Below are 25,525 nucleotides of genomic sequence, written 5' to 3'. Positions count from 1 at the left end.
CCCACCCGAATACGGTCGGCCGTCGGAGAGTTCACCGCTTCGAGCGACAGATATATGCATATCTTGGTGGATCGTCACCTGAGACGCCCCAGGTAGTGGCAGTCTGGCGCGAAGCACCAGTCCGGGACCGTACTCGAACCATCCGCTCCCTGTCGGACACCGGTCCCGTGGGAAAGGGACTCCTCGCCATGGCAGATCACCAGGAAGCATCCGTCACTCTGCCGAGCGATCCCGCCTCGGTGCCCGCGGCCCGTAAATACGTCGCCCAAGTGCTCGCCGAATGGGGCCTGCCGGGCGATACGGATATCGCGGACACCGTGCGCCTGATCGTGTCCGAACTCGCCACCAACGCCGTCCAGCACACGCTCGGTCAGTCGCCCACGTTCACCGTGGACATGGCGCTCGACCGGGACGAGCAACTGCGCATCGGCGTCACCGACAGCCATCCGCGCTTTCCGAAACGGCTGCCGGCCGCTGTCCAGCAGGACAACGGCCGGGGCATGGTCATCATCCGCTGGCTGACCGCCGAGTGCGGCGGCAGACTGAGCGTCAGCCCCACCTGTGAGGGCGGCAAGACGGTCGCGATCGAACTGCCGTGGACGGTGCCCGTGCGGCCGGTCAGGGCAGGCGGTCCGCAGCCGACCTGAGGGAGGACCCGCTCTCGGCCTCGGGCGGCATCGGCGGCGGGTCGGTCCGGCCCGAGCGTCCCACCAGCTTCGGGAGCACGCCCCACAGGAGCAGACACCCGACGAGCGTGCCGGCCCCGGCGATGATCCCGGCCGTCCGGCCGAGCGTCACGTCCACGACGAGCAGCACGGATCCGGTGAAGGCCGGCATCAGCACCACCAGGCCCGCGGTGGCCAGCCGGGACGAGACCTGGACGATGGTGGGCTTGGCGTTCTGCTGGAAGAGCGAGCGGTGCAGGGCGGCCGGGGCGGTGAAGAGCGCCGCCGCGAGGACCGCCAGCAGCAGTGTGGTGACGTAAGTGGCGCGCTGGAAGGAGTCCAGGTCCGGGAAGCGCGGCGTGAACGCCAGCGTCAGCAGGAACGCGAAGAGGATCTGCACCCCGGTCTGCGTGACCCGCAGCTCCTGCAGCAGCTCGGCGAAATTGCGATCAGCGCGTTCCAGAGGCGTCTCGTTGCGTGCGCTGTGGGCGCGTCGGTCGGCCATGGGGGACGAGTAACCAGATCGCCCCGTGGTACGCCTGACGGGTGCGGTGGTGCCCGTCAGAGGGCGGCGGTGCGCACCGCCGCCCCCGACGGTGGGGTCAGCGGACCCGGCCGTACCAGACGTTCTTCGTCCAGAGCTTCTGGAGTCGGACGACGTCACCGGTCTTCGGCGAGTGCCAGATCTTTCCCTTCCCCGCGTAGATACCGACGTGGTAGACGTTCGATCCCGAGTGGAAGAAGACGAGGTCTCCGAGCTTGCGGCTGCTCGCGGAGATGTGCTTCGTCTTGTTGTACTGCTGCTGAGCAGTACGGGGCAGCTTCTTGCCCGCCTTCTTGAACGAGTAGAGCGTCAGCCCGGAGCAGTCGAACCTGCCGGGGCCCGTGGCGCCGTACCGGTAAGGGGAGCCCTTCTTGGAAGCCGCGACCTTGAGTGCCTTCGACGCCACTGTGGCGGCCTCGGCGTCGGATGCGACGCCCGGGACCACGATGCTGCCGCCCACGGCGGCGATGGTGAGAGCCGAGGCCGTGCCGGCCCGGGTCAACAGTGACGGGACACGATTCAGCGCAGTCATGCGCAACCCTTCGTCAGCCGCCTGTGAAGGATGACCTGTCGGATTCGGGCTGGCGAAGTTGCCCGGCCGCTGACGCGGCTTCACCCCAAGGGCTGCTCGGCACGGTCATGGCTTGACCGTTCCGGCGACCCGTCGTGCCTGGGTCCTCCACTCCTGCCGATGCACTCCTGTCGACCGGTCATCCGGGCGGCGGCAGGACTCGGCGTCCACCCGGATCGCCCCGCCGCTGCGGCGGGGGCTTGTCGTCAGGAAGGGATCTTGACGCACTCAAGTCCGAAAATCCCAACGGAACCGTGGATTTGTGGTGTTACTCACCACTCGGCTGTTCGGGTGGACAGGGTGATTCTTCCCTTGTGTCCAGAGAGCCGAGGAGGCCCGCACCAGCATCGGAACGATGCGTTCCGGCTGCTCGGTAGGCGCGTTGCGCAATTTCATGGGTCCTTTCGGCGTATCGGGAACAGGGTTGATCGCGGTAGGCCGTCCGGTGGGCGCGAAGCCCGATCCGGACGCTCCGTCAGTAGTACGGCGGGCGAACCGGGATCGGTTCAGGCGGGCGAGTCCTCCGGTTCCGGCGGCAGGGCGACGCGGGCCGCGCGCCGCTCGCCGTCGAGGACCCGCAGGGCGCGCGCGAGGGTGGGGGCGTGCACCTCGTTCTCGCCGCGCCCGTGCATCAGTTCGAGCGCAGTGCGCAGTGCCGTCGCCTTGGCCACGAGGGCCTGCGCGGCCCGCAGTCCGCGGTACGTGTCGCCGGGGCGGGCCGGATTGATCCGGCCCAGCAGGTCGACCACGTCCAGATAACGGTCGATCAGCTCCGCCTCGGCGCGCGTGAGAGCGGGCAGCGGCGGCAGCTCGGGTGGGAGCATCGGCGGATCACCTCGCGCCGGGGGGCGTGTCCGAGGTCTTCCGGCTCGGGACGACCCGGTCGGCCAGTCCGTACGCCACCGCCGCCTCGGCGTCGAGGAACTTGTCCCGCTCGATGTCGGCACTGACCCGCTCCGGGCTCTGCCCCGTGTGCCGTACGAGCAACTCCTCCAGTTTCCGGCGGCTGCGCGTCAACTCCTCCGCCTGGATGGCCAGATCGCTCGCCTGTCCCTCGATCGGGTCGGCCACCGCCGGCTGGTGGATCAGCACCCGTGCCCCCGGCAGCATGGACCGCTTGCCCGGCGTGCCCGCCGCCAGCAGCACCGCGGCGGACGACCCGGCCTGTCCCAGGCGGACGGTCTCCACGTCACAGGTGACGAACCGGATCGTGTCGTAGATCGCCGTCATCGCGCTGAACGAGCCGCCGGGGGAGTTGATGTAGAGCGAGATGTCGCGATCCGGCGACTGGTATTCGAGGTGCATGAACTGCGCCATCACGTCGTTCGCCGACGTGTCGTCGATCTGCGTCCCGAGGAACACGATCCGCTCTTCCAGCAGCTTCGAGTACGGGTCCATCGTCCGGTTACCCGCACTGGTGCGCTCGGTGAACTCGGGTAGCACATAGCGGGCTGACGGTCGGTTCGCGGGCATGAGGCACGCCTCCTCTGATCGACTTCTGTACAGAATGTACAAGACGTACGAGGGGGTGGGGAGGGGGCACGCTGAGAGCGAAACGGGGGAGTGGCGCGCCGGGGGATGCGACGGCGCCCCGGACCGGGGTGGTCGGGGGCGCCGTGAAGCGCTGGGCGGTTGAGGTCAATTGACGGCCACTTGGGTCAGTTGACGGCCACGGGGGCCGGTCTGCCCGAGAAGGTGATCGGCGGCCGGCCCTTCGCGACCGCGATCTCGGAGAGGGCGTCGGCGATCTCGGCGGGCGTGACGACATTGCCCGCCGGCGGTGTGCCGCCCGTCCCCGAGGAGAACTCGACGGTGAAACCGATCCTCAGTTCGTAGTAGGCGTCCTCCTCCGTCACGCTCAGGCCGGACCGTCCGGAGAACTCGGTGCCGGCCGGGAACTCCACGGCCGCCGTCTCGCCCGCGGCGACCGTGCTCGTGTTCACGGCGGTGGCCGCCTGTGCGGCCTCGCCCGACACGAGCACCGCTCCTGCCGCCGCCGACCCCGAGTACCCCAGCAGCGAGCGCCTGGAAAAGCTGGACATGATCCCCTCGTGTTCGATTGTCATGAACGCCCCCAATGGGCGGCCGGGCCGATCGCACGAACGAAGGGAGCGTCGCGGAGCAGAATGGGTTCTTCCGCTCAGGGCGGCTCGCGGCGCCCGGTCTAAGCTGGACTCCATGGCCTACGAGATTCCGGTGACGCAAGCCAGGGCTGAGCTCGCCGATCTGATCAACCGCGTGGTCTACGGCGGCGAACGCGTCGTCGTGACGCGGCACGGAAAGCCCCTCGTCGCCCTGGTCTCCGCCGCCGACCTGGAACAGCTCGAAGCGCTCGAGGAGTCTTCGGAGGAGCCGGTGATCAGCGCGGTCTCCAGTGCGGTCTCCAGCGTGCGCGAGGTGGCCTCGGTGTCGCGGGAGCAGCAGCGCTTCGGGATCGCGGCGGAGCATCGGGGGCCGGGGGCTTCGTAGGGGGCGCGCGGGAGTGAGCCGGGAGTCCGGGTCGGTGCGGTGGCGGCCGGCGCGGTGGTCCTGGGGCGCGGCTCGAGCGGGGCGCCCAGGAGGATCGCCGCCGGGCCGAACGTCGCCCACCCGGTCAGGACGAGCACGGGGCCGAGGGCGGTGGCGCCGTCGAGGGACGACACCGAGCGCGGCAGAGACACACCCGCTCCCGGCGGCAGCGGCCGGCCGAGGGCACTCGCCGGATCGGGCCGCATCCGGGTGCCGAGGAGGCGCCCGCGAAGCGGTGCGGGCGCTGATGAACATGACGGACCCGGACGTCCGTAAGTGAGCGGGGCGGCCTGCGCCGGACGGGGGCCGCACGCGGGTGGATCATGGTGCGGTTAACGTCGCCGAAACGCCGCCCAATTAGCCTGCGCCCACGCCACCAGCGATTTTGCCGGGTGGCCGCGGCAGCCGGACCCCGCACGGTCCGGAGCGAGGATGTGAGGTGGAGGCCGTGCAACTGACCCCGCACGAGCAGGAGAGGCTGCTGATCCATGTGGCGGCCGACGTGGCGGAGAAGCGCCGGGCCCGAGGGCTGAAGCTGAACCACCCCGAGGCCGTCGCGCTGATCACCGCGCACATCCTCGAAGGCGCGCGGGACGGCCGTACGGTGGCCGAACTCATGGCGTCCGGGCGGCAGCTGCTCACCCGGGACGACGTCATGGAGGGCATCCCCGAGATGATCCACGACGTCCAGGTCGAGGCGACCTTCCCGGACGGCACCAAGCTCGTCACCGTCCACGACCCGATCGTCTGACGGGGAGGCCGCCATGATTCCCGGAGAGATCCTCTTCGCCGAGGGCTCGATCGTCTACAACGAGGGCCGCGAGATCACCCGGCTCACCGTCCTCAACGCCGCCGACCGGCCCGTCCAGGTCGGCTCGCACTATCACTTCGCCGAGGCCAATCCCGGCCTTGAGTTCGACCGCGCCGCAGCGCGCGGCAAGCGGCTGAACGTCGCAGCCGGCACCGCCGTGCGTTTCGAGCCCGGGATCCCCGTCGACGTAGAACTCGTTCCGCTCGCCGGTGCCCGAATCGTGCCCGGACTGCGCGGGGAGACCGGAGGTGCCCTCGATGCCTGAGATCTCGCGTGCCGCGTACGCCGACCTGTTCGGCCCGACCACCGGTGACCGCATCCGGCTCGCCGACACCGACCTCATCGTCGAGATCGAGGAGGACCGCTCCGGCGGGCCCGGCCTCGCCGGTGACGAGGCCGTCTTCGGCGGTGGCAAGGTCATCCGTGAGTCCATGGGCCAGGCGCGCGCTACGCGCGCAGAAGGCACCCCGGACACGGTGATCACCGGTGCGGTGATCATCGACCACTGGGGCATCGTCAAGGCCGACATCGGCATCCGTGACGGCCGGATCACCGGCATCGGCAAGGCCGGCAACCCCGACACCATGGACGGGGTCCACCCCGATCTGGTCATCGGCCCCGAGACGGAGATCATCGCGGGCAACGGGCGGATCGTCACCGCGGGCGGCGTCGACGCCCACGTCCACTTCATCTGCCCGCAGATCGCCGACGAGGCGCTGTCGGCGGGTGTCACGACGCTGGTCGGCGGGGGCACGGGCCCGGCCGAGGGCTCGAAGGCCACCACGGTGACGCCGGGTCCGTGGCACCTCGCCCGGATGATGGCGGCGATGGAGCAGTACCCGCTCAACATCGGCTTCCTGGGCAAGGGCAACACGGTCTCGCACGAGGCGATGCTGTCCCAGATCCGCGGGGGCGCGCTGGGGCTCAAGCTCCACGAGGACTGGGGTTCGACCCCGGCCGTCATCGACGCCTCGCTGACCGTCGCCGACCGGACCGGCATCCAGGTCGCCATCCACACGGACACACTCAACGAGGCCGGCTTCGTCGGTGACACACTCGCCGCGATCGCCGGACGCGGCATCCACGCGTACCACACCGAGGGCGCGGGCGGCGGGCACGCGCCCGACATCATGACCGTGGTCTCCGAGCCGCACGTACTGCCCAGCTCCACCAACCCGACCCGGCCCTACACCGTCAACACCGCCGAGGAACACCTCGACATGCTGATGGTCTGCCACCACCTCAACGCGGCCGTGCCGGAGGACCTCGCGTTCGCCGAGTCCCGCATCCGCCCCTCGACCATCGGGGCCGAGGACATCCTCCACGACCTCGGCGCCATCTCGATCATCTCCTCGGACGCGCAGGCCATGGGCCGGGTGGGCGAGGTCATCCTGCGGACCTGGCAGACCGCACACGTGATGAAGCGGCGACGGGGTGCGCTGCCGGGCGACGGACGTGCGGACAACCACCGAGTACGTCGATATGTCGCCAAGTACACGATCAACCCCGCACTCGCACAGGGCCTCGCCCGCGAGATCGGCTCCGTCGAGACCGGCAAGCTCGCCGACCTCGCGATGTGGGAGCCGGCGTTCTTCGGGGTCAAGCCGCATCTCGTGATCAAGGGCGGGCAGATCGCGTACGCGCAGATGGGCGACGCGAACGCCTCCATTCCCACGCCTCAGCCGATCCTGCCGCGTCCCATGTTCGGGGCCATCGGACGGGCGCCCGCCGCGAACTCGTTCAACTTCGTGGCGCCGCTCGCCATCGAGGACGGGCTTGCCGAGCGGCTCTCGCTGGGGAAGCGGTTCATGGCGATCGAGTCGACGCGTGGGGTCACCAAGGCGGACATGCGCGAGAACGACGCGCGACCTGAGGTGCGTGTCGATCCCGACAGCTTCGCCGTGCACATCGACGGGGAGTTGGTGGAGGCCACGCCGGCTGCCGAGCTGCCCATGGCGCAGCGGTACTTCCTCTTCTGATGGCCGGGGTACGAGGCCTGATGGTCGAGGTCCGTCATGTCTAGGGCGGCGCTGCTGGTGCTGGCCGACGGTCGCTTTCCCGCCGGGGGGCACGCGCACTCCGGTGGGGCCGAGGCGGCCGTCAAGGCCGGGCTGATCACCGGGGCGGAGGGGCTGGAGGCGTTCTGCCGGGGGCGGCTGCACACGACGGGGCTGGTGTCGGCGGCGTTGGCCGCCGCGGCGGCGCTCGGGGTGGATCCGTTGTCGCTGGACGCCGCGGCTGATGCGCGGACGCCGTCGGTCGCTCTTCGGGTCGCTTCGCGGAAGCTGGGGCGGCAGTTGATGCGGGCGGCTCGGGCGACGTGGCCCTCGGAGGAGCTGGACGCGCTGGCGCGGGAGTTTCCCAAGGGGGCGCATCAGCCGGTGGTGTTGGGGCTGGCGGCTCGGGCTGCGGGGTTGGGGGCGGGGGATGCGGCGTATTGCTCCGCGTACGAGTGTGTGAGTGGGCCGGCGAGTGCGGTGGTGCGGTTGTTGAGTCTTGATCCGTTTGATGCGACGGGGGTGTTGGCTCGGGTGGCGGGGGAGGTGGATCTGGTCGTGGATGCGGCGGTTGAGTCGGCGGTTGAGGCGGCTCGGGGTGGGGTGGATGTCTTGCCGGCGGCCTCTGCTCCGTTGTTGGAGGTGGGGGCGGAGGGGCATGCGGCTTGGTCCGTGCGGTTGTTCGCCTCTTGAGTTCCTTCGCCCCCGCTGCCCCTACCCGTCCCTCCCCCACTCTCGGCTTCGCTCGAGCGGGGGCCCCATCCAGGGGCTGCGCCCCTTCGACCCTCTTGGGTGCGTTGCCGGGTGCGGGTGGTTCGTGGTTGCTCGCGCAGTTCCCCGCGCCCCTAAAGACGAAAAGCACGGGGCGCAGGCCCTGCTTTTCAGGGGCGCGGGGAACTGCGCGAGCAACCCCCACTCACCGGCAGCCGCCCTACAACCGAACCTCCCGAGCTCTTCCGCGATCCACAGCCCAGTCAGGAGTCGTACTCATGCATCTTGGTCACTCTCACTCTCATGACGGCCCCTCTGCCGTCAGCGCCGACGCGCGGCGTCCGGATGGGACGCGGCGGGCGCTGCGGGTGGGGCTCGGGGGGCCCGTGGGGTCCGGGAAGACGGCGACGGTTGCCGCGTTGTGTCAGGTGCTGCGGGCGGAGTTGTCGCTAGCGGTGGTGACGAATGACATCTATACGCGGGAGGACGCCGAGTTCCTGCTCAGGGAGGCCGTGTTGCCGCCGGAGCGGATCACGGCTGTGGAGACGGGGGCGTGCCCGCACACCGCGATCCGGGACGACATCTCGGCGAATCTGGAGGCCGTGGAGGACCTGGAGGAGGAGGTCGGGCCGTTGGATCTCATTCTCGTGGAGTCGGGGGGTGACAACCTCACCGCGACGTTCTCCAAGGGGCTCGTGGACGCGCAGATCTTTGTGATCGACGTGGCCGGCGGGGACGACATCCCGAGGAAGGGCGGGCCCGGGGTCACCACGGCCGACCTGCTCGTGGTCAACAAGACGGACCTCGCGCCGTACGTGGGGTCGGACCTCGCCCGGATGGCCGCGGACGCGAAGGCGCAGCGGGCCGCGTTGCCGGTGGTGTTCCAGTCGCTGCGGAGCGAGGCCGGGGTCGCGGAGGTCGCGGCGTGGGTGCGGGAGCAGCTCGCGGCGTGGACGGTATGACGGCGGCCGGGGTCAGGGCCACCGCACGGCTCGGGGCCCGCGCCGACGGGCGGGGCGGTACGGCCCTGCCGGTGCTGGAGAGCGCGGGGCCGTTGGCGCTGCGTCGTACGCGGGGCAGCGGCGACGAGGCGCGGGTCATGCTGGTCGGGGCGATGAGCGGGCCGCTCGGCGGTGACCGGTTCGCCGTGGAGGCGGAGGTCGGCGAGGGGGCACGGCTGCGGGTGGGGTCGGCCGCCGCGACGATCGCGCTGCCGGGACAGGCCAAGGGCGAGGCCCGCTACGACGTACGGATCGATGTCGCCGCAGGTGGCGAACTGCGGTGGCTGCCCGAGCAGTTGATCTCGGTGAAGGGCAGCGATCTGCGGGTGTCGACGCGCGTGGACCTCGCCTCCGGCGCCCGGCTGGTGTTCCGGGAGGAGCAGGTGCTCGGGCGGGCCGGTGAGGAGCCCGGGCGGCTGCGGAGCCGGCTCACCGTGCGGCTCGACGGGCGGGCGCTGCTCGATCAGGAGGTGGCCTGCGGACCGGGGTCGCCGGGTGGATGGGACGGTCCCGCCGTGCTGGGCGGTCACCGTGCGCTGGGGCAACTCGTCGTCGTACGGCCGGAGTTCGTGGAGCGGTTGCCCGGGCCGAAGGTGCTGGGGGAGGCCGCCGCGCTCACCCCGCTCGCCGGGCCCGCCGTACTGGTCAGCGCCCTCGCGCCCGACGCGCTGCGGCTGCGGCGCCTGCTGGACGAGGCCCTCGCCGAGCTGGACAGTTGAAAACGGACCGGCCGAACCGGAGGGTTGAGGACGGTAGTTGGCATCGCATCCGCTGAACGGGACTTTCCTCACCGGTTATCGGATTAGTAAAAAACCCTCCGCCCCTCTGTTCTCAGGTGCCTCACAGGTACGAGGATCCCCGTGACCATTCGAAAATTCGAAGCGATGTACGGGGAGTTCCCTCTTGAGAGGTATCAAGCCGACGAGAAGGGCGGCAGCGTTCGGCTCCGCCGGACTGCTCGTCACGGCGACTCTGATAGCCGGTGCCGTCACGGCACCGGCGGCCAGCGCCGCCACGGACACCGCCAGTGTCCAGGACCGCGAGGCCAAGGGTGTCGCCCTCGCCGCCGAGAAGGCGGCGAAGAAGGGCGTCAAGTGGCAGGACTGCCCCGAGAGCTGGGGCCTGGAGAAGCCCATCACGTGCGGCTGGGTCACCGTCCCGCTGGACTACGCCAAGCCGAACGGCAAGCAGATCAAGCTCGCCGTCGACCGCATCGGCAGCACCGGTACGAAGAAGGAGCGCCAGGGCGCGCTCGTCTACAACCCGGGCGGACCGGGCGGCTCGGGTCTGCGCTTCCCGCGCCGGGTCACGACCAAGGCCCCGCTGTGGACCAAGGTGTCCAAGGCGTACGACTTCGTGGGCTTCGACCCGCGTGGTGTCGGCAAGTCGGCGCCCATCTCCTGCGTCGACCCGCAGGAGTTCGTGAAGGCGCCGAAGATGGACCCGGTCCCGGACTCCGAGGCCGACAAGCTCAAGCAGCGGGGGCTCGCCGCGGAGTACGCGGCCGGCTGCAAGAAGCGCAGCGGCGCGATGCTGCCGCACATGACGACGCCGAACACCGCGCGTGACCTGGACGTCATCCGGGCCGCCCTGGGGGAGAAGAAGCTCAACTTCCTCGGCGTCTCCTACGGCACGTACATCGGCGCCGTCTACGGCACCCTCTTCCCCAAGCACGTCCGCCGCATGGTCGTGGACAGTGTGGTGAACCCCTCGCGCGAGAAGATCTGGTACCAGGCCAACCTGGACCAGGACATCGCCTTCGAGGGCCGCTGGAAGGACTGGACGAAGTGGGTCGCCGCGAACGACGCGACGTACCACCTCGGCGACACCCAGGCCAAGGTGCAGGCGAAGTGGCTGGAGCTGCGCGCCACCGCGAAGAAGAACCCGATCGGCGGGCTCGTCGGCCCGGCCGAGCTGATCTCCTTCTTCCAGAGCGCCCCGTACTACGACTCCGCGTGGGCGCCCACCGCCCAGGTGTGGAGCGACTACGCCGCCGGTGACACCCAGGCGCTCATCGGCGCCGCCGCCCCGGACCTCACGGACACCGCGGGCAACGCCTCCTCGGAGAACGGCAACGCCGTCTACACCGCGGTCGAGTGCACCGACGCCAAGTGGCCCACCAGCTGGAAGAAGTGGGACCACGACAACACCCGGCTGCACAAGAACTACCCGTTCATGACCTGGGCCAACGCCTGGATGAACCTGCCGTGCGCCACCTGGCAGTCCAAGCAGTCCACCCCGCTGGAGGTCAAGACCAAGAAGGGCCTGCCGGCCGTTCTGATCGTCCAGTCCGAGCGTGACGCGGCCACCCCGTACGAGGGCGCCGTCTCCCTCCACAAGCGGTTCAAGGGCTCCCGTCTGATCACGGAGAGGAAGGCCGGCTCCCACGGAGTCACCGGCCTGGTCAACCCTTGCGTCAACGACCGCGTGGACACCTACCTGCTCACCGGCAAGGTGGGCAGGGCCGACGTGAAGTGCGCCCCGCACGCCACACCGACCCCGTAGGTACCTGAGAGCGGGAAGGGGGCGGCCGGATTTCCGGCCGCCCCCTTCCTCTTACCCTCACCGGCGGCTCAGGCCTGCCGACCCGCCAGCCAGGCGTCCTCGGCCGCGTAGTCGAAGAGGTCCCTGTACGTCGCGAACATCTTGGGATACGCCTCCCGCCAGTCCCGGCCGCCCGCCAGCCGGCCCTCGATCCACGCGACCGTCTCCGGCAGCGTCTCGGCGTACCGGGCCACCGGGCGGTAGCCCAACTCCCGTTCGGCCGCCGACATGTCGCACACCACCGGAACCGGCACGGACCACGGGGTGTCGCCCACCGCGGGCGACGGGGCCGGGCCGTCCACCAGGACGCTCCGGGTCTCGACGCCCATGACGGTGTCGATCGCGGCGGCGATCTCCGCGACGGTCGGCGCGTCGGGGTCGACGGCGTTCAGTGCCCGGCTTCCGGGCCGTGCGGCGGCCAGGCGGATCAGCTCGGCGATGTTGTGCACGCTCGCCGGATGGAAGCGGCTCGCACCGCCGTACGGGAGGATCCGGCGGGGCCGGCCGTCCAGGTTGCGCTTCACGAAGTACAGCTCGCGGGGCGTCCGGCAGTGCGGCCCGTGGATGGCGCCCGCGCGCAGCAGGGTGGTGGGCAACCGGTCGCCCCCGTCGAGGAGTTCACGCTCGAGCCCCGCCTTGCGGCTGCTGTACGAAGTGTCGCCCGGCCGGATCGTGCGCCGGCTCTCGGGGATGGGCACGGGGTACTCCGGGAAGCCGTCCGGCTCCGCCTGGGTGTCGAAGTTGCGGCCCTTGTCGTCCTCGTACACCGACAGGGTGGAGATCACCACGGCCGAGCCGATCCGGTCGGCGAGACCGAGTAACTGCCGGGCGTGCTCGGGGCCGTACGCCACCATGTCGACCAGCACGTCGCAGCCGTCGCCGAGTGCGGCCGCCAGCGCGTCGTCGTCGCCGCGGTCGGCCCGCGCGATCCGCACCTCCTCGGGCCAGCCGTCGTCCCGTCCGCCGCCCGTCGAGAGGGCCGTCACCTCCCAGCCGTCGCGCGCCAGCGCGCCCACGGCCACCCGTCCGATCTGTCCCGTCGCCCCGATCACCACAGCACGTCGCGTCATGAACCGACCGTACGATGCCGGGGCCCGCCCCGGCAGTACGGTCTGCTGCGGGCAGAACGGCGTGATCGTGACGGCTCAACGGCGCGATCGCAACGGCCCGGTGGCCGGATCGCCAGGGTCAACTCAGCGGGAGTCGCGGGAACTTGCGCTCCTTCGCCGTCTTCGCCGCCTTCTCCGCGGCCTCCTCCGCCTTCGCCGCGGCCGCGTACTGGTCGACGTACTCCTGCTCGGAGAGCGTGAGGATCGCGTACATGATCTCGTCGGTGATGGCGCGCAGGACGGCCTTCTCGTTCTCCATGCCCTCGTAGCGGGAGAAGTCGAGGGGCTTGCCGAAGCGGATGACGACGGGATGGATGTTCGGGATGACCTTGCCCGGGGGCTGCGCCTCGAAGGTGCCGATCATGGCGCAGGGGATGACGGGCACCTGGGCCCTGAGCGCCATGACCGCCACGCCGACCTTGCCCTTGTAGAGGCGGCCGTCGTGCGAGCGCGTGCCCTCCGGGTAGATGCCGAGGAGTTCGTCCTTGCTCAGCACCCCGAGCCCCTCGCGAATCGCTGCCTGACCTGCCTCTTTGCCGGAGCGGTCGACGGGGATCTGCCCGGCGCTGCGGAAGAAGAACGCGGTCAGCCGGCCCTTGAGACCCGGCCCGGTGAAGTACTCGGCCTTCGCCAGGAAGGTGATGCGGCGCTTGAGGATGGCGGGCATCAGGAAGTGGTCCGAGAAGGACAGATGGTTGCCCGCGACGATGGCCGGGCCGGAGGCCGGGACGTGTTCGAGGCCCTCGATCCTCGGCCGGAAGACCAGCCGCAACAGCGGTCCCAGAAGCACGTACTTGAGCACGTAGTAGAACACGGTGTCCCCCTCGCTCTCCCGGATGGGCTCTGTAGGCGTGTTCTGCCACGTCACCGCACATGTCTACGGACTCAACCGCTTTGAGGGCGTAGCCGCCTGTGGTCAGGTGAGATTGATCGTAGCCCGAGACACCGTGTCACTTGGAGACCCCCGAACCGCCGAGGTCAGGGGCGGTGGAAAATCGTCACCTCTCGGCTGTAGAGGGCGAAGGAGCGGGACGGGTCGTAGAAGGAGCCGCCGGTCCCGGTGGAATGCCCACGCAGGGACCGCTCGTAGGCGGGGAAGTGGGTCAGGGCCTCCTCCGGGGAGTCGTAGTACAGGGCGGCGACCCCCTCGTACACATGCTGGTCCCGGCCGCCGAAGTGGCGCAGTGCCTGCTCGGCCCCGGTACCTGCCGGTGCTGGACGCAGCCGCGCAGCGCGCCCGCCGCCGGTTCGCCGTCGGCCACCACCTTCTCGTGCGCGGTCCGCCAGCGTTCGGCGAACGTGTCGCGGTCCAGGCCCGCGGACGCGTGGACGAAGTGCAGCACCTTCACCCGGTTCTCGCCCTCGTCCTTGTCCTCGTCCTTGTCCTCGTCCTCGGCGGCCGGCGGGGGTGTGAGCACCGTGGGGCGGGCCAACAGGGCCAGTGCGCTGGGCAGGTCGTTGAAGAGGGCGCCGTCGGGGCCTATGACCTCGCGCGTGTACGGATCGGACAGTGTGGCGGCCAGCGCCTCCATGTTCTCGAAGTGCAGCTCGGTGACCGAGTCCCGGCCGAAGCCGGTGAGGTAGGCCGGGTCCTCGCCGGTGCCGAACGACGAGTCGAAGACGTGGTTCTGGACGTAGCGCCGGATGCGGAGCGGGTTTTCGGCGGCGAGCGATCCGTGCACGTGCCGCAGGTGGTGCAGGAAAGGCCTGGTGGGTCATGCCTGGCTTGCGGCGGATGGCGGCGATCAGATTCAGCATGTCTTCGCTGGTGTCTTTCCGGATGTCGTGCGGCGGGAAGAGGGGCGTTTCGAGGGACCGTGTGACAGGCGTGTTTCCGTTCCGAGGACCGGTCCGCATCCTGGCCGGGGGACCGGTGTCGCTGCCGGTCAGCTCGCCGTCTGCTCGACCGGTTCCAGGGCGGCGCCCGGCCGGCGTCGGCGGGCGGAGAGATCGAGGCCGGCCGCGGCGATCGCCCCGGCGACCGCGAGGAGCCCCACGGCGTTGGTCAGGCTGCCGACGGCGGAGGTGAACGCGAGGACGATGAGCGGGCAGATGAACTGGCCGGCGAAGAAGGAACCCGTCCACAGGCCGGTGCCGCGACCTCGGTCGGCGTGGTCCAGCTTGGACATGGCGAGGGTGAGCAGGCTCGGCAGCATGATGCCGCCGCCGAAGCAGTTGATCACGGCACCGGCGACCAGCACGACGGGGTTGGGCGCGAACCAGATCACCGCGAAGCCGAGGGCGCAGAGGGCGAAGACGAGCGGCAGCCAGGCGGCCGGGTCGCGGGCCACCTTGCTGAAGACACCGGCGCCGATCACGGTCGCCACGCTGGAGACGGCGATGGCGAGCCCGATCGTGCCGGGGTCGGTCACACCCATGTCGTCCAGGAGGAAGGCCATCTCGACCTGGACGGTGTGGAAGAGGACGGCGCCGAAGACGGTCAGCGCGCACGTCCCGGCCGGCGACCGCCACGGGAAGGACCGCGCGGCCGTCGGCCCGGCGGTGGGAGCCGGGGAGGTGGCGGCGTTCCGGTCGGCCGGGCGGGGCCTGGGCAGGAAGGCGGCCATGGCGGGGGCGAGCAGCAGGCTCACGGCGTAGGCCCAGAACGGCGTGCGCCAGCCGGCCGATCCGGCGGCGCCGCCCAGGACGAAGAAGGCCGTCGCCGAGATCGAGGCGCACATCGTCTGGAGGGCGAGATAGCGGTCGCGTTGCCGGCCGGAGTAGTAGTCGCCGATCAGCGTGGTGCGCTCAACCCATCACGGCGTCGAGGTCCGGCAGGTCGAGCGCGCAGATCCGCGCGGCTTCGTCTCCGGGGACGCCGAACTGCCGCAGGAGTCCGAGGGCGACCAGGTCCGAGGACTTCGCGTCGTCGCGGTCGGGCTGCGCGTGCAGCAGCGAGCCCAGGGCCAGCGCGGCGCCCGCCGTCACCGTCAGGGCGAGATCCGGGTCCGTCACCTCGAACCGCCCGGCTTCCACCGCGGCGCGGATGTCCTGCAGCGCCCTCGGCGCGAGACCCTCGGCGGAGTAGGTCAGTTCGAGTCCGCGGTTCAGGAGGAGCCTGCTCAGCTCCGGGTGCCGCCGGTGCAGGCGGCCCGTCATCCGGAAGCTCTGGGCATAGGCGACCGCGGGGTCCGTGACGTCCGCCGTGAGGCGGTCCATGAGGCCGCCCCACCATTCCAGCGCCTCCTCGACCGCGACGCGGAAGAGATCCTCTTTGCTGTCGAAGTGGTTGTAGAACGAGCCGACCCCGATGTCGGCGAGCTCGGTGATCTTCTGGATGGGGACATCGGTCCGCCCCTCGGCCAGCAGCCGCTGGGCCGCGCAGACCAGCGCGCTCCGGGTCCGCGCCCTTCGCCGGTCCGTCCGCCGGGGTGCGGTCGTCCCGGCCGTGGCCTCGCCGACAGCGGTCTTGTCGGCCATCGCTTCCTCCCTCTCGCCAGGTGTTCGTTCCACCCGCACTCTAGCCGCCCGACCCCAGTTTCTGAATATTTCTTCAGTTCTGTTGACTGAAATCAGATTCGGAAGTGAATATTTCTTCAGGAGGTGCTGGGCGGGGGTGACCTCCGTATCGCGGCGACCTCTGTGCCGCACCGTCGATGAGCACCACCGTCGATCAGCACCAAGGAGACCCCTCGCATGTCCGTCCTCGTCGTCCTCACCGCCGTCCTGGCCCTCTGGTTCACCTCGCTGGGCGCCGGAAAGGTCCTCGGCACTCCCTCGATGGCCGAGCGAGCCGCGCATGTGGGCGTCGGCCTCGGCGCCTACCGCGTCATCGGCCTGCTCGAACTCGCCGGGGTGATCGGCCTGTTCCTCGGCTGGGCGGTCACCGGCATAGGCGTCGCCGCCGCGGTGGGGTTCCTGCTGCTGCTCGTCGGCGCGGCGGCGGCACACCTGCGCGCCGGGGACCGACTGCCCGCCGTGGCACCGGCGTTCGTCTCGGCCGCCCTCGTGGTGGCCTACCTGATCGTCCTGCTCTAGACCACCCGGACCACCCGGACCACCTGGATCACCGTCGTACGAGAAATGGGCCGCGAGATGAGCAAGCCAACGACCCTGGGACGGGGGCAGGCAGCGGAAGCCGGGACGGTCGCGACCGTGTCGGTGCTGGTGGTCGGCGCGGGGCCGGTCGGCCTGACGCTGGCGATGGAGCTGGAGCGGCACGGTGTGGACACCCTGCTCGTGGAGCGCAACACCGACACCACCCGGCACCCGAAGATGGATGTCACCAACGGCCGCAGCATGGAGCTGTACCGCCGCCTCGGCGTCGCGGACGACCTGCGCGAGGTGGCGATCCCGACGGATCGTCCCACCAGGGTGACGTGGGCGACCAGCGCGGTGGGCTGGCGGCTCGCCTCCTTCGACTACCCCAGCGTCGACGAGACGCGGGAGACGATCCGCGACCGCAACGACGGCACCCTTCCGCTCGAACCCTGGATGCGGGTCTCCCAGGTGATCCTCGAACCGGCCCTGCGGGACCTCCTGGAAGCCCGCTCCGAACATGTGCGGGTCCAGTACGGCTGGGCGCTGGAGAGTTTCGAGGAGGACGTCGAGGGCGTCACGGCCCGGCTGGTGTCCGCGGACGGCGACCGCCGGCGCACGGTCCGCGCCCGCTACCTGGCCGGATGCGACGGCGCCGGCAGCCGCACCCGCCAGCGGCTCGGCATCGGCACGGACGAGATCGACCTGCGCCGGATGCTGGTCAGGGAACTGGGCCTCGGCCGTACGGCGGCGATGCTGGCCCGCGCCTACCGGGCGACCGGGGAACGGCCCATGGACGGCCGGATCTACCTGGTCCACTTCACGACACCCGACCCCGAGATCTTCCGCCGCTTCGGCGGCGTCTGGCACCTCCAGTCCCCGGAGGGCTGGACGGTGATCTCCCAGAACGACGGCGACACCTTCACCCTGCACGCCCCGCTGGGCGCCGGTACCGACGCCGACCGCATCGACCCCCGGAAGTTCGTGTACGAGCGCGTCGGCCGTGAGTTCGAGATGAACGTCCTGGTCGCCAACGCCTGGAGGCCACGGCTCACCGTCGCCGACGCGTACGGCCGGGGCCGGGTCTGGCTCGCCGGGGACGCCGTCCACCAGGTGCCGCCCACCGGCGGCTACGGCATGAACACCGGCGTCGGAGACGCCGTCGGCCTCGGCTGGGCGCTCGCCGCGGTGCTCCAGGGCTGGGGCACCACCGGGCTGCTGCGTGCCTACGAGCAGGAGCGCCGCGCCGTCGCCGTACGCAACCGCGCGGCCGCCGCCCGGCACAGCGCCGTACGCGGCGCGGTGAAGGCCGCCCACCGGCCCGCCGTGCACGGCGAACGCCCGCTCGACGCACGCGCCCGCCGACGGCTCGGCCGGGAGATCAGCGACCTGGGCAACCTGGAGAACGAGGCACTCGGCATCGAACTCGGCTACCGCTACGACACCTCACCCGTCATCTGCCACGAGACCGGCGGCCGGGCCCCGCGGCAGACCATGGACGCGTACACGCCGAGCACCTGGCCGGGCGCCCGGCCGCCGAGCGTGCTGCTCCCCGACGGCCGGGCCCTGTTCGACCTCTTCCACCAGGGCTTCACCCTGCTGAGGTTCGCGGACCACGACGTCACCGCGCTCACCGACGCCGCCGCCGAGCGCGGCCTCCCCCTCCGGGTCGTCGACGTACGCGACCCGCACGCCCACACCCTCTACGAGCGTGACCTCGTCCTGATCCGCCCCGACCAGCACGTCGCCTGGCGAGGCGACACCCCACCCGCCGACCCGCTCCAGGTAGTCGACCGGGTCCGTGGGGCCGGCGGGTAGAACACCGGCGCCCAGGACGCATGACACGCCGCTGGGCCCGAGGGGCGGGCTCAGACCCCGCCCCCCAGCACCTTCTCCAGCGTCCCGAGCGCCGACCGCAGCTCCGCAGCGGTGATCGTGAGCGGCGGCGCCAGCCGGATCGTCGAGCCGTGGGTGTCCTTGACCAGGATGCCCTCGGCCATGAGGCGGTGGCTGATCTCGCGACCGGTGCCGATCGCGGGGTCGAGGTCGACGCCCGCCCACAGCCCGCGCGCCCGGAACCCGACCACACCCCGGCCGACCAGAGCCGTCAGCCCGTCCCGCAGCAGCTCGCCCAGCTCGGCCGCCCTGAGCTGGAACTCCCCGGTCCGCAGCAGCTCCACCACCGCCGAACCGACGGCCGCGGCGAGCGGATTGCCGCCGAAGGTCGACCCGTGCTCACCGGGCCGCAGCACGGACAGCACCTCCCGGCGGGCCACCACCGCCGACACCGGCACGATGCCACCGCCGAGCGCCTTGCCCAGCAGTACGGCGTCGGGGAGGACGTCCTCGTGCTCGACGGCGAGCGTCCGGCCGGTGCGGCCGAGGCCCGACTGGATCTCGTCCGCGATGAAGAGGCAACCGGTGCGGCGGGTCAGCTCGCGGACCCCGCGCAGATAGCCGTCGTCCGGGATGACCACGCCCGCCTCGCCCTGGATCGGCTCGATCAGCACGGCGGCCGTGGTCTCGTCGATCGCTGCTTCGAGCGCCGCGAGGTCGTTGTACGGCACGATCCGGAAGCCCGGCGCGAACGGGCCGAACCCGGCACGGGCCACCGGGTCCGTGGAGAAGCCGACGATCGTCGTCGTACGGCCGTGGAAGTTGTCGGCGGCGACCACGATCGTCGCCCGGTCGGCGGGGACGCCCTTCACCTCGTACGCCCATTTGCGGGCCACCTTGATCGCGCTCTCGACGGCCTCGGCGCCCGTGTTCATCGGCAGCACCATGTCCAGGCCGGTCAGCTCGGCCAGGGACTCGGCGAAAGAGGCGAGCCGGTCGTTGTGGAAGGCCCGCGAGGTCAGGGTGAGGGTGTCGAGCTGGCGGTGCGCGGCCTCGATCAGGGCCGGGTGGCGGTGGCCGAAGTTGAGGGCGGAGTAGCCGGCCAGCATGTCCAGATAGCGACGGCCTTCGACGTCCTCGACCCAGGTGCCCTCGGCCCGGGCGACGACCACGGGCAGGGGGTGGTAGTTGTGCGCGAGGACGGGCTCCTCGGAGCGGATGAGGTCGGCCGACGAACGCGTGCGGACGGGAGCGGTCATGAGCGGACCTCCTGGGTCACGGGCCGGGATCCCCGGTTCAGGGGGAGCATCTCCAGGCTCACGGGCGGATCTCCTGCGTGCAGCACTTGATGCCGCCGCCGGCCTTCTGGAACTCCGACAGGTCGACGGGGACGGGGACGTAGCCCTGCCGCGCGAGCTGGTCGGCGAGCTCCTTGGCGCGGGGCGCGATGAAGACGTGGCGGCCGTCAGACACCGAGTTCAGGCCGAACGCCATGGCGTCCTCGCGTGTCGCGATCACCGCGTCCGGATACAGACGGGCGAGGACCGCGCGGCTGCCGGGCGAGAACGCCTCCGGGTAGTACGCGATGTTGCCGGGGTGAGAGCCCGTCCCGTCGTCGAGGACGAACAGCGCGGTGTCCAGATGGTAGAAGCGCGGGTCCACCAGCTGGAGGCTGACGACGGGGACGCCGAAGAACTCCTGCGCCTGGCGATGGGCCTCGCGGGTGGTGCGGAAGCCGGTCCCGGCGAGCAGATAGCGGCCGGCCGGCACCAGATCGCCCTCTCCTTCGCACACCGATTCGGACCGGAACACCTCGTACCCGGCGCTCTTGAACCAGGTGTCGTACGCGGTGGACTCGGGACGCCGCTCGGGCGCGTGGAACAGCGAGCCGAGGACCCGGCCGCCGAGAACGAGCGCGCAGTTGGCCGCGAACACCATGTCGGGCAGGGCCGCGACCGGCTCCACGGCGTCGACGGTGTGGCCATGGGCCCGGTAGGCGCGGATCAGCTCCTGCCACTGATCCTGGGCGAGGTCGACGTCCACGGGGGTGTCCGGATGCATCCAGGGATTGATCGAGTACTGCACGGCGAAATGTCTGGGTTCACAGACGAGAAAGCGCCGAAGGCGCGGCACACGGCTGTCGGGCACAGAGGGTCTCTCCGCTTCCTGCGGTGTCGGCTGGGATGACACCACGGTAGGAATCGGGACCGGCGCAGGACAAGGAACGAACGTTGCGTGTTCGCGCAGTAATGCTGCGTGTTTTCCCCGTTCAGCGCAGGTTCGCTGCGTCCTGGGTCGCCCCGGCCTCCGGAGCCTCCGGCAGCAGATGCGACAGCACCATGTAACTGATCGTCTTCCGGATGAACGGCTCCGCCCGGATCCGCTCCAGCACCTCCTCGAAGTGCTCCACATCGACGGCCCGTACATGCAGCAGCGCGTCCGCGCCACCCGTCACCGTCATCGCCGCGGTGATCTCAGGATGGTTGCGTACCACCTCCGCGAGCCGCCGGGGCGGCGCCGCGCCCTCGCAGTACACCTCCACGTACGCCTCCGTGCGCCAGCCGAGCGCCGCCGGCTGGACCGTGGCCGTGAAGCCGGTGATCACCCCGGTCTCGCGCAGCCGGTCCACCCGCCGCTTGACCGCCGTGGCGGAAAGGCCGACAGCGGAGCCGATCTCGGCGAAGCTGGTCCTCGCGTTCGCCATCAACGCCGTGATGATCTTGCGATCGAGCTCGTCGAACACCGCGGACTTGCTGTTCATGCGGGCACTGTATCCAGCGAGGGGTGCCCGCGGAGCCCGGCGCGAAGGCGTCCGGCGCGCGGACGTGTGCAGTAGTACGAATTACTCCTACACTCCACGTTCATGCTGCGCGCGCTCGCCGTCGATGACGAGAAACCCTCTCTCGAGGAACTGCTGTACCTGCTGAACGCGGATCCCCGGATCGGCAGTGCCGAGGGCGCGAGCGACGCCACCGAGGCACTGCGCCGGATCAACCGGGCCCTGGAGTCCGGCCCCGACGGGCCCGAGGCCATCGACGTCGTCTTCCTCGACATCCACATGGCCGGACTCGACGGCCTCGACCTCGCCCGCCTCCTCACCGGCTTCGCGCGGCCCCCGCTCGTCGTCTTCGTCACCGCGCACGAGGGCTTCGCCGTCCAGGCCTTCGACCTCAAGGCCGTCGACTACGTCCTCAAGCCCGTCCGCCGCGAACGCCTCGCCGAGGCGATACGCCGGGCCGCCCAGTTCCGCGACACCGCCCCGCCGATACCGGTCCACGAACCCGACCCCGACCAGATACCCGTCGAACTCGGCGGCGTGACCCGCTTCGTCGCCGTCGACGACATCACCCACGTCGAGGCCCAGGGCGACTACGCCAGGCTGCACACCCCGCAGGGCAGCCACCTCGTCCGCATCCCCCTCTCCACCCTCGAAGAACGCTGGCGCTCCCGAGGCTTCGTCCGCATCCACCGCCGTCACCTCGTCGCCCTGCGCCACGTCGGCGAACTCCGCCTGGACGCCGGCACGGTGAGCGTCCTCGTCGGCCCGGTCGAACTCCAGGTCAGCCGCCGCCACGCCCGCGAACTGCGCGATCTGCTGATGCGCCGGACCACGGGCTGAGGAGCCGCCATGCCGAACGACCCCACCGAACGACGCGTCGTCGTCACCGGAGTGCCCCGCCGCACCCGCCGCACATCCGGCTACCACCGCCCCCGCACCGAGATCGACGAACAGACCACCCTCGGCCACACCTACGTCCGCTCCCTCATGCGCAGCCAACTCCGCGCCGCCCTCGCCGTGTTCGCGATCCTGGTACTGCTGGTCGCCCCGCTGCCCCTGGTCTTCGCCGCGATGCCGGACGGCGCCGGCCTGGAGTGGGCCGTCCTCGGCTTCGGCATCTACCCGCCCCTGGTCCTCCTCGCCCACTGGCACGTGCGCCGCGCCGAACGCAACGAACAGGACCTCGTGCGCCTCGTCGAGGACCGCTGAGGCGACGGAACAGAGAACCCGTGAACGACACCTACGCCGTCCCCGCCGTCGCCCTCGTCGTCGTCGCGACCGTCTTCGTCGGCGCCTTCGGCCTGCGCATCTCCCGGACCACCTCCGACTTCTACGTCGCCTCCCGCACCGTCGGCCCCCGCCTCAACGCGGCCGCGATCAGCGGCGAGTACCTCTCCGCCGCCTCCTTCCTCGGCATCGCCGGGCTCGTCCTGGTCCAGGGCCCCGACATGCTCTGGTACCCGGTCGGCTACACCGCCGGCTACCTCGTCCTCCTGCTGTTCGTCGCCGCCCCGCTGCGCCGCTCGGGCGCCTACACCCTCCCGGACTTCGCCGAGGCCCGGCTCGCCTCCAAGACCGTACGGCGGCTCGCGGGGGCCTTCGTGGTCGGCGTCGGCTGGCTGTATCTGCTGCCCCAGCTCCAGGGCGCCGGACTGACGTTGAACGTGCTCACCGACGCCCCCGAGTGGCTCGGCGGGGTCATCGTCGCCGTCGTCGTCTGCGCCACGGTCGCCGCCGGCGGCATGCGCAGCATCACCTTCGTCCAGGCCTTCCAGTACTGGCTCAAACTCACCGCCCTCCTGGTCCCCGCCCTCTTCCTCGTCCTCGCCTGGCAGGGCGACGGCGGCCCGCGCCACGCCTTCGACGAGCCCGCCGAGTTCCGCGAACAACGGGTCGTCCGCGTCGACGAGACCGTCGACCTGAAACTCGCGAGCCCGCTGACCGTCACCGTCTCCGGCACGATCGACGGCCGCCGCCACGACGACCGGCGGATCGACCTGCCCGTCGGCACCCACCGCATCGACCGGGGCACCCGGCTGACCTTCACCAAGGGCGACACCGTCCCCGTCGCCGACCGAGCCACCAACGGCGGCATGTCCACCTCGCTCGCCGCGGGCCGCGAGGAACGCCCCCTGTACGCCACCTACGGGCTGATCCTCGCCACCTTCCTCGGCACCATGGGCCTGCCCCACGTCGTCGTCCGCTTCTACACCAGCCCGCACGGCGTCGCCGCCCGCCGCACCACCGTCGTCGTCCTCGGCCTCATCGGCGCCTTCTACCTCCTGCCACCGGTCTACGGCGCCCTGGGCAGGCTCTACGCCCCCGACCTCGCCCTCACCGGCGACGCCGACGCGGCCGTGCTCCTCCTCCCGGACCGCATGATCGGCGGCCTCGGCGGCGACCTGCTCGGCGCGCTGGTGGCGGGCGGCGCGTTCGCCGCGTTCCTGTCCACCGCGTCCGGCCTGACCATGGCGGTCGCCGGCGTGCTCACCCAGGACGTACTGCCCGCACGCGGCGTACGGCACTTCCGGCTCGGCACGGTCCTCGCGATGGCCGTACCGCTGGCGGCCAGCGGCCTGGTCGGCGGGCTGCCGGTCGCCGACGCGGTCGGGCTCGCCTTCGCCGTCTCCGCCTCCTCGTTCTGCCCGCTGCTCGTCCTCGGCATCTGGTGGCGGCGCCTCACCCCGCCGGGCGCCGCGGCCGGCATGCTCGTCGGCGGCGGCTCGGCCCTCCTCGCGGTCGCCGCGACCATGGCCGGATACCCCGGCACCGGCACCCTGCACGCCCTGCTGGCCTGGCCCGCCCTCTGGTCGGTTCCCCTCGCCTTCCTCACCATGGTCCTGGTGTCCCTGGCCACCCCCGGCAAGGTCCCGGCGGAGACACCGGCGATCCTGGCGCGCTTCCACCTCCCGGAGGAGCTGGTCGGCGGCCGGACCCGCGCGGCGACCAAGGAGATCGAACTGTGGCGAAGGTGAGGATCGATCGGACTGTGGCGGCGGCGAGGATCGGCGGGAGGGAACCCGCGGGCGGTGAGCGGTGTACCACATGCGGGAGGTGAATGATGAGCGGTGAAGTGAGCGGGTTCCTGGCGGGGGTCTTCGTGGCCGTGCTCCCGCTGCTCGCGGCCGGGTTCTGGCTCGGCCGCCGCACGGCCCGGCCCCGCAACAGCCTCGGCGGACTCGGCACACCGGTCGAGCACGCCACCTTCCAGACCCTGCACACCGCCACGCTCGCTGCGCCCCCGCTGCGCGCCGGCCTCACCGAGGAGACCGCCCGCAGATCCGCCAAGCGGCTGCGCACCCTGCTCGGCACCGACGCGCTCTGCCTCACCGACCACGAGTCGGTCCTCGCCTGGGAGGGAGTGGGGGAGCACCACCGCGCCGAGATCATGGAACGGCTGGGCGGGCCCCTGGAGACCGGCCGGGGCGAGGCCTTCCGGCTGACCTGCGACATCATCGACTGCCCGGTCCGCTGGGCCGTCGTCGCCCCGCTCACCGTCGACGACCGCGTGCACGGGGCGCTCGTCGCCTGTGCGCCGCGCGAGTCCGCCGTCCTCGTCCGGGCCGCCGGGGAGGTCGCCCGCTGGGTCTCCGTCCAGCTGGAGCTGGCCGACCTCGACCAGTCCCGCACCCGGCTGATAGAGGCCGAGATCAAGGCCCTGCGCGCCCAGATCTCCCCGCACTTCATCTTCAACTCGCTCGCGGTGATCGCCTCGTTCGTCCGCACCGACCCCGAGCGCGCACGCGAACTCCTCCTGGAATTCGCCGACTTCACCCGCTACTCGTTCCGCAGACACGGCGACTTCACCACCCTCGCCGACGAACTCCACGCCATCGACCACTACTTGGCGCTGGTCCGGGCCCGCTTCGGCGACCGCCTCTCGGTCACCCTCCAGATAGCCCCCGAGGTCCTGCCGGTCACCCTGCCCTTCCTCTGCCTCCAGCCCCTGGTCGAGAACGCCGTCAAACACGGCCTCGAAGGCAGGACCGACAAGAGCCACATCAGCATCACCGCACAGGACGCGGGCGCCGAGGCACTCGTCGTCATCGAGGACGACGGCGTCGGCATGGAACCCGAGGTGCTCCGCCGCATCCTGGCAGGCGAGAGCAGCCCCTCCGGTGGCATAGGCCTCAGCAACGTCGACGAACGGCTCCGCCAGGTGTACGGCGACGACCGAGGCCTCGTCATCGAGACCGCCGTCGGCGCGGGCATGAAAATCACCGCCCGGCTGCCCAAATACCAGCCGGGCGTACACCCGGACGGGGGAATCCCCCGCGCCTGAAGGTCACCGACGCTGAGCCTCAGGTGCGCGATGCCACCATCCCCAGCGTCAACAGGCCGAGGACGACCCATCCGAACCACAGCCAGCCATTGCTGCCGAGCGCCACCGAGTAGGCCGTCACCACGACCAGCCCACCGACGGTGAGCACCCCCATGGCCTTCGTCGAACCGGGCATCGCAACACCCTTCC

At 71.0% G+C, this 25,525-nt stretch carries 29 protein-coding genes, 1 pseudogene and 1 riboswitch; of the genes and pseudogenes, 15 read left to right on the top strand and 15 right to left on the bottom strand.

The genetic code is table 11. The features are described from left to right. Nucleotides 1–188: 188 nt before the first annotated feature. Nucleotides 189–647: an ATP-binding protein gene (locus tag I8N67_RS03740; protein ID WP_200301097.1), complete on the top strand. Its 459-nt coding sequence runs from the start codon at nt 189–191 to the stop codon at nt 645–647. On the opposite strand, the gene I8N67_RS03735 is transcribed toward I8N67_RS03740, so the two are convergent. The 5 genes from I8N67_RS03735 to I8N67_RS03715 all read right to left on the bottom strand — a co-directional run bounded on the left by I8N67_RS03735 (nt 619) and on the right by I8N67_RS03715 (nt 3,822). After that, complete coding sequence (locus tag I8N67_RS03735) at nt 619–1,170, bottom strand: DUF6328 family protein (RefSeq protein ID WP_200301096.1); 552 nt, start codon at nt 1,168–1,170, stop codon at nt 619–621. The genes I8N67_RS03740 and I8N67_RS03735 overlap by 29 nt on opposite strands. A 97-nt stretch (nt 1,171–1,267) precedes the next feature. After that, complete coding sequence (locus I8N67_RS03730) at nt 1,268–1,741, bottom strand: C40 family peptidase (RefSeq protein WP_200301095.1); 474 nt, start codon at nt 1,739–1,741, stop codon at nt 1,268–1,270. A gap of 3 nt (nt 1,742–1,744) precedes the next feature. After that, nucleotides 1,745–1,878, bottom strand: a riboswitch (cyclic di-AMP (ydaO/yuaA leader). Between the two features lie 408 nt (nt 1,879–2,286). Further along, the gene (locus I8N67_RS03725; protein WP_200301094.1) at nt 2,287–2,604 is read right to left on the bottom strand and encodes a hypothetical protein; all 318 of its coding nucleotides are present in this window, start codon (nt 2,602–2,604) and stop codon (nt 2,287–2,289) included. A 7-nt stretch (nt 2,605–2,611) separates the two neighbouring features. Continuing rightward, nucleotides 2,612–3,253 (bottom strand): ATP-dependent Clp protease proteolytic subunit, encoded by a 642-nt coding sequence (locus tag I8N67_RS03720; RefSeq protein WP_200301093.1) that lies wholly within the window; start codon nt 3,251–3,253, stop codon nt 2,612–2,614. A 185-nt stretch (nt 3,254–3,438) separates the two neighbouring features. Further along, on the bottom strand, nt 3,439–3,822 hold the full coding sequence (locus tag I8N67_RS03715) for a hypothetical protein (RefSeq protein WP_200301092.1): 384 nt from the start codon (nt 3,820–3,822) through the stop codon (nt 3,439–3,441). Between the two features lie 136 nt (nt 3,823–3,958). On the opposite strand from I8N67_RS03715, the gene I8N67_RS03710 reads away from it, so the two are divergent. The 8 genes from I8N67_RS03710 to I8N67_RS03675 all read left to right on the top strand — a co-directional run bounded on the left by I8N67_RS03710 (nt 3,959) and on the right by I8N67_RS03675 (nt 11,313). Further along, nucleotides 3,959–4,249, top strand: coding sequence for a type II toxin-antitoxin system Phd/YefM family antitoxin (locus I8N67_RS03710; RefSeq protein ID WP_200301091.1), 291 nt, complete (start codon nt 3,959–3,961; stop codon nt 4,247–4,249). A 487-nt stretch (nt 4,250–4,736) separates the two neighbouring features. Further along, nucleotides 4,737–5,039 carry an urease subunit gamma gene (locus tag I8N67_RS03705; protein ID WP_037705202.1) on the top strand — a complete coding sequence of 101 codons (303 nt, stop codon included), beginning with the start codon at nt 4,737–4,739 and terminating at the stop codon, nt 5,037–5,039. A gap of 13 nt (nt 5,040–5,052) precedes the next feature. Beyond that, complete coding sequence (locus tag I8N67_RS03700; protein ID WP_200301090.1) at nt 5,053–5,364, top strand: urease subunit beta; 312 nt, start codon at nt 5,053–5,055, stop codon at nt 5,362–5,364. After that, the gene (locus I8N67_RS03695; RefSeq protein ID WP_200301089.1) at nt 5,357–7,078 is read left to right on the top strand and encodes an urease subunit alpha; all 1,722 of its coding nucleotides are present in this window, start codon (nt 5,357–5,359) and stop codon (nt 7,076–7,078) included. The genes I8N67_RS03700 and I8N67_RS03695 overlap by 8 nt, the downstream gene beginning before the upstream one ends. Nucleotides 7,079–7,114: 36 nt before the next feature. Beyond that, nucleotides 7,115–7,789 carry an urease accessory protein UreF gene (locus I8N67_RS03690; RefSeq protein ID WP_200301088.1) on the top strand — a complete coding sequence of 225 codons (675 nt, stop codon included), beginning with the start codon at nt 7,115–7,117 and terminating at the stop codon, nt 7,787–7,789. 296 nt (nt 7,790–8,085) lie between these two features. After that, the gene (ureG, locus tag I8N67_RS03685) at nt 8,086–8,769 is read left to right on the top strand and encodes an urease accessory protein UreG (protein ID WP_200301087.1); all 684 of its coding nucleotides are present in this window, start codon (nt 8,086–8,088) and stop codon (nt 8,767–8,769) included. Next, nucleotides 8,766–9,527, top strand: coding sequence for an urease accessory protein UreD (locus I8N67_RS03680; protein WP_200301125.1), 762 nt, complete (start codon nt 8,766–8,768; stop codon nt 9,525–9,527). The genes ureG and I8N67_RS03680 overlap by 4 nt, the downstream gene beginning before the upstream one ends. Nucleotides 9,528–9,720: 193 nt before the next feature. After that, a complete protein-coding gene (locus tag I8N67_RS03675) occupies nt 9,721–11,313 on the top strand; it encodes an alpha/beta hydrolase (protein WP_372443624.1) in 1,593 nt (530 codons plus the stop codon). A 68-nt stretch (nt 11,314–11,381) separates the two neighbouring features. On the opposite strand, the gene I8N67_RS03670 is transcribed toward I8N67_RS03675, so the two are convergent. The 6 genes and pseudogenes from I8N67_RS03670 to I8N67_RS03650 form a co-directional block, all read right to left on the bottom strand. Further along, nucleotides 11,382–12,407, bottom strand: a complete 1,026-nt coding sequence (locus I8N67_RS03670; RefSeq protein WP_200301124.1) for an NAD-dependent epimerase/dehydratase family protein — start codon at nt 12,405–12,407, stop codon at nt 11,382–11,384. 133 nt (nt 12,408–12,540) lie between these two features. Then, nucleotides 12,541–13,275: a lysophospholipid acyltransferase family protein gene (locus I8N67_RS03665; RefSeq protein WP_200301123.1), complete on the bottom strand. Its 735-nt coding sequence runs from the start codon at nt 13,273–13,275 to the stop codon at nt 12,541–12,543. 164 nt (nt 13,276–13,439) lie between these two features. After that, a complete protein-coding gene (locus I8N67_RS42225) occupies nt 13,440–13,616 on the bottom strand; it encodes a hypothetical protein (protein ID WP_234044941.1) in 177 nt (58 codons plus the stop codon). After that, the gene (locus I8N67_RS03660) at nt 13,565–14,143 is read right to left on the bottom strand and encodes an EthD domain-containing protein (RefSeq protein WP_307835138.1); all 579 of its coding nucleotides are present in this window, start codon (nt 14,141–14,143) and stop codon (nt 13,565–13,567) included. The genes I8N67_RS42225 and I8N67_RS03660 overlap by 52 nt, the downstream gene beginning before the upstream one ends. A gap of 204 nt (nt 14,144–14,347) precedes the next feature. After that, nucleotides 14,348–15,205 (bottom strand): annotated as a pseudogene (locus I8N67_RS03655) (MFS transporter); the annotation flags it as partial. A gap of 4 nt (nt 15,206–15,209) precedes the next feature. Beyond that, entirely contained in the window at nt 15,210–15,881 is a 672-nt protein-coding gene (locus I8N67_RS03650; protein WP_200301085.1) for a TetR/AcrR family transcriptional regulator, read from the bottom strand. A gap of 216 nt (nt 15,882–16,097) precedes the next feature. Between I8N67_RS03650 and I8N67_RS03645 the strand changes: the two genes are divergently transcribed. Together I8N67_RS03645 and I8N67_RS03640 are read left to right on the top strand one after the other, a co-directional pair. Further along, nucleotides 16,098–16,439 carry a DoxX family protein gene (locus tag I8N67_RS03645; RefSeq protein WP_200301084.1) on the top strand — a complete coding sequence of 114 codons (342 nt, stop codon included), beginning with the start codon at nt 16,098–16,100 and terminating at the stop codon, nt 16,437–16,439. 57 nt (nt 16,440–16,496) lie between these two features. Further along, complete coding sequence (locus I8N67_RS03640) at nt 16,497–18,257, top strand: FAD-dependent monooxygenase (RefSeq protein WP_200301083.1); 1,761 nt, start codon at nt 16,497–16,499, stop codon at nt 18,255–18,257. A 50-nt stretch (nt 18,258–18,307) separates the two neighbouring features. Here the strand turns inward: I8N67_RS03640 and rocD are convergent, their stop codons facing one another. The 3 genes from rocD to I8N67_RS03625 all read right to left on the bottom strand — a co-directional run bounded on the left by rocD (nt 18,308) and on the right by I8N67_RS03625 (nt 21,036). Continuing rightward, the gene (gene rocD / locus I8N67_RS03635; RefSeq protein WP_234044940.1) at nt 18,308–19,534 is read right to left on the bottom strand and encodes an ornithine--oxo-acid transaminase; all 1,227 of its coding nucleotides are present in this window, start codon (nt 19,532–19,534) and stop codon (nt 18,308–18,310) included. 58 nt (nt 19,535–19,592) lie between these two features. Beyond that, the gene (gene ddaH, locus I8N67_RS03630; RefSeq protein WP_200301082.1) at nt 19,593–20,423 is read right to left on the bottom strand and encodes a dimethylargininase; all 831 of its coding nucleotides are present in this window, start codon (nt 20,421–20,423) and stop codon (nt 19,593–19,595) included. Nucleotides 20,424–20,544: 121 nt separating this feature from the next. Continuing rightward, complete coding sequence (locus I8N67_RS03625) at nt 20,545–21,036, bottom strand: Lrp/AsnC family transcriptional regulator (protein WP_200301081.1); 492 nt, start codon at nt 21,034–21,036, stop codon at nt 20,545–20,547. A 102-nt stretch (nt 21,037–21,138) separates the two neighbouring features. Between I8N67_RS03625 and I8N67_RS03620 the strand changes: the two genes are divergently transcribed. The 4 genes from I8N67_RS03620 to I8N67_RS03605 all read left to right on the top strand — a co-directional run bounded on the left by I8N67_RS03620 (nt 21,139) and on the right by I8N67_RS03605 (nt 25,336). Further along, nucleotides 21,139–21,894: a LytR/AlgR family response regulator transcription factor gene (locus I8N67_RS03620; protein ID WP_200301080.1), complete on the top strand. Its 756-nt coding sequence runs from the start codon at nt 21,139–21,141 to the stop codon at nt 21,892–21,894. A 9-nt stretch (nt 21,895–21,903) separates the two neighbouring features. Beyond that, complete coding sequence (locus tag I8N67_RS03615; protein ID WP_200301079.1) at nt 21,904–22,263, top strand: hypothetical protein; 360 nt, start codon at nt 21,904–21,906, stop codon at nt 22,261–22,263. A gap of 20 nt (nt 22,264–22,283) precedes the next feature. After that, nucleotides 22,284–24,029 (top strand): sodium/solute symporter, encoded by a 1,746-nt coding sequence (locus I8N67_RS03610; protein ID WP_200301078.1) that lies wholly within the window; start codon nt 22,284–22,286, stop codon nt 24,027–24,029. 98 nt (nt 24,030–24,127) lie between these two features. After that, nucleotides 24,128–25,336 carry a sensor histidine kinase gene (locus I8N67_RS03605; protein WP_200301121.1) on the top strand — a complete coding sequence of 403 codons (1,209 nt, stop codon included), beginning with the start codon at nt 24,128–24,130 and terminating at the stop codon, nt 25,334–25,336. 19 nt (nt 25,337–25,355) lie between these two features. On the opposite strand, the gene I8N67_RS03600 is transcribed toward I8N67_RS03605, so the two are convergent. Next, the gene (locus I8N67_RS03600) at nt 25,356–25,511 is read right to left on the bottom strand and encodes a hypothetical protein (protein ID WP_149824039.1); all 156 of its coding nucleotides are present in this window, start codon (nt 25,509–25,511) and stop codon (nt 25,356–25,358) included. Nucleotides 25,512–25,525 lie beyond the last annotated feature (14 nt).

Origin of the sequence: Streptomyces adelaidensis (assembly GCF_016598475.1) — a bacterium.
In the GTDB taxonomy this organism is placed as follows: Bacteria; Actinomycetota; Actinomycetes; order Streptomycetales; family Streptomycetaceae; genus Streptomyces; species Streptomyces adelaidensis.
Note: the sequence above shows the minus strand (reverse complement) of the source record. Positions and strands in the feature narration are given on the sequence as shown.

Bases quoted from the DNA above. Each gene is read 5' to 3' on its own strand.
- I8N67_RS03725 (WP_200301094.1), bottom strand. From the start codon at position 2,604: ATGCTCCCACCCGAGCTGCCGCCGCTGCCCGCTCTCACGCGCGCCGAG.
- I8N67_RS03710 (WP_200301091.1), top strand. From the start codon at position 3,959: ATGGCCTACGAGATTCCGGTGACGCAAGCCAGGGCTGAGCTCGCCGAT.
- I8N67_RS03730 (WP_200301095.1), bottom strand. From the start codon at position 1,741: ATGACTGCGCTGAATCGTGTCCCGTCACTGTTGACCCGGGCCGGCACG.
- I8N67_RS03700 (WP_200301090.1), top strand. From the start codon at position 5,053: ATGATTCCCGGAGAGATCCTCTTCGCCGAGGGCTCGATCGTCTACAAC.
- I8N67_RS03680 (WP_200301125.1), top strand. From the start codon at position 8,766: ATGACGGCGGCCGGGGTCAGGGCCACCGCACGGCTCGGGGCCCGCGCC.
- I8N67_RS03645 (WP_200301084.1), top strand. From the start codon at position 16,098: ATGTCCGTCCTCGTCGTCCTCACCGCCGTCCTGGCCCTCTGGTTCACC.
- I8N67_RS03695 (WP_200301089.1), top strand. From the start codon at position 5,357: ATGCCTGAGATCTCGCGTGCCGCGTACGCCGACCTGTTCGGCCCGACC.
- I8N67_RS03600 (WP_149824039.1), bottom strand. From the start codon at position 25,511: ATGCCCGGTTCGACGAAGGCCATGGGGGTGCTCACCGTCGGTGGGCTG.
- I8N67_RS03615 (WP_200301079.1), top strand. From the start codon at position 21,904: ATGCCGAACGACCCCACCGAACGACGCGTCGTCGTCACCGGAGTGCCC.
- I8N67_RS03625 (WP_200301081.1), bottom strand. From the start codon at position 21,036: ATGAACAGCAAGTCCGCGGTGTTCGACGAGCTCGATCGCAAGATCATC.
- I8N67_RS03640 (WP_200301083.1), top strand. From the start codon at position 16,497: ATGAGCAAGCCAACGACCCTGGGACGGGGGCAGGCAGCGGAAGCCGGG.
- ureG (WP_200301087.1), top strand. From the start codon at position 8,086: ATGCATCTTGGTCACTCTCACTCTCATGACGGCCCCTCTGCCGTCAGC.
- I8N67_RS03715 (WP_200301092.1), bottom strand. From the start codon at position 3,822: ATGTCCAGCTTTTCCAGGCGCTCGCTGCTGGGGTACTCGGGGTCGGCG.
- I8N67_RS03720 (WP_200301093.1), bottom strand. From the start codon at position 3,253: ATGCCCGCGAACCGACCGTCAGCCCGCTATGTGCTACCCGAGTTCACC.
- I8N67_RS03690 (WP_200301088.1), top strand. From the start codon at position 7,115: ATGTCTAGGGCGGCGCTGCTGGTGCTGGCCGACGGTCGCTTTCCCGCC.
- I8N67_RS03735 (WP_200301096.1), bottom strand. From the start codon at position 1,170: ATGGCCGACCGACGCGCCCACAGCGCACGCAACGAGACGCCTCTGGAA.
- I8N67_RS03650 (WP_200301085.1), bottom strand. From the start codon at position 15,881: ATGGCCGACAAGACCGCTGTCGGCGAGGCCACGGCCGGGACGACCGCA.
- I8N67_RS03740 (WP_200301097.1), top strand. From the start codon at position 189: ATGGCAGATCACCAGGAAGCATCCGTCACTCTGCCGAGCGATCCCGCC.
- I8N67_RS03620 (WP_200301080.1), top strand. From the start codon at position 21,139: ATGCTGCGCGCGCTCGCCGTCGATGACGAGAAACCCTCTCTCGAGGAA.
- rocD (WP_234044940.1), bottom strand. From the start codon at position 19,534: ATGACCGCTCCCGTCCGCACGCGTTCGTCGGCCGACCTCATCCGCTCC.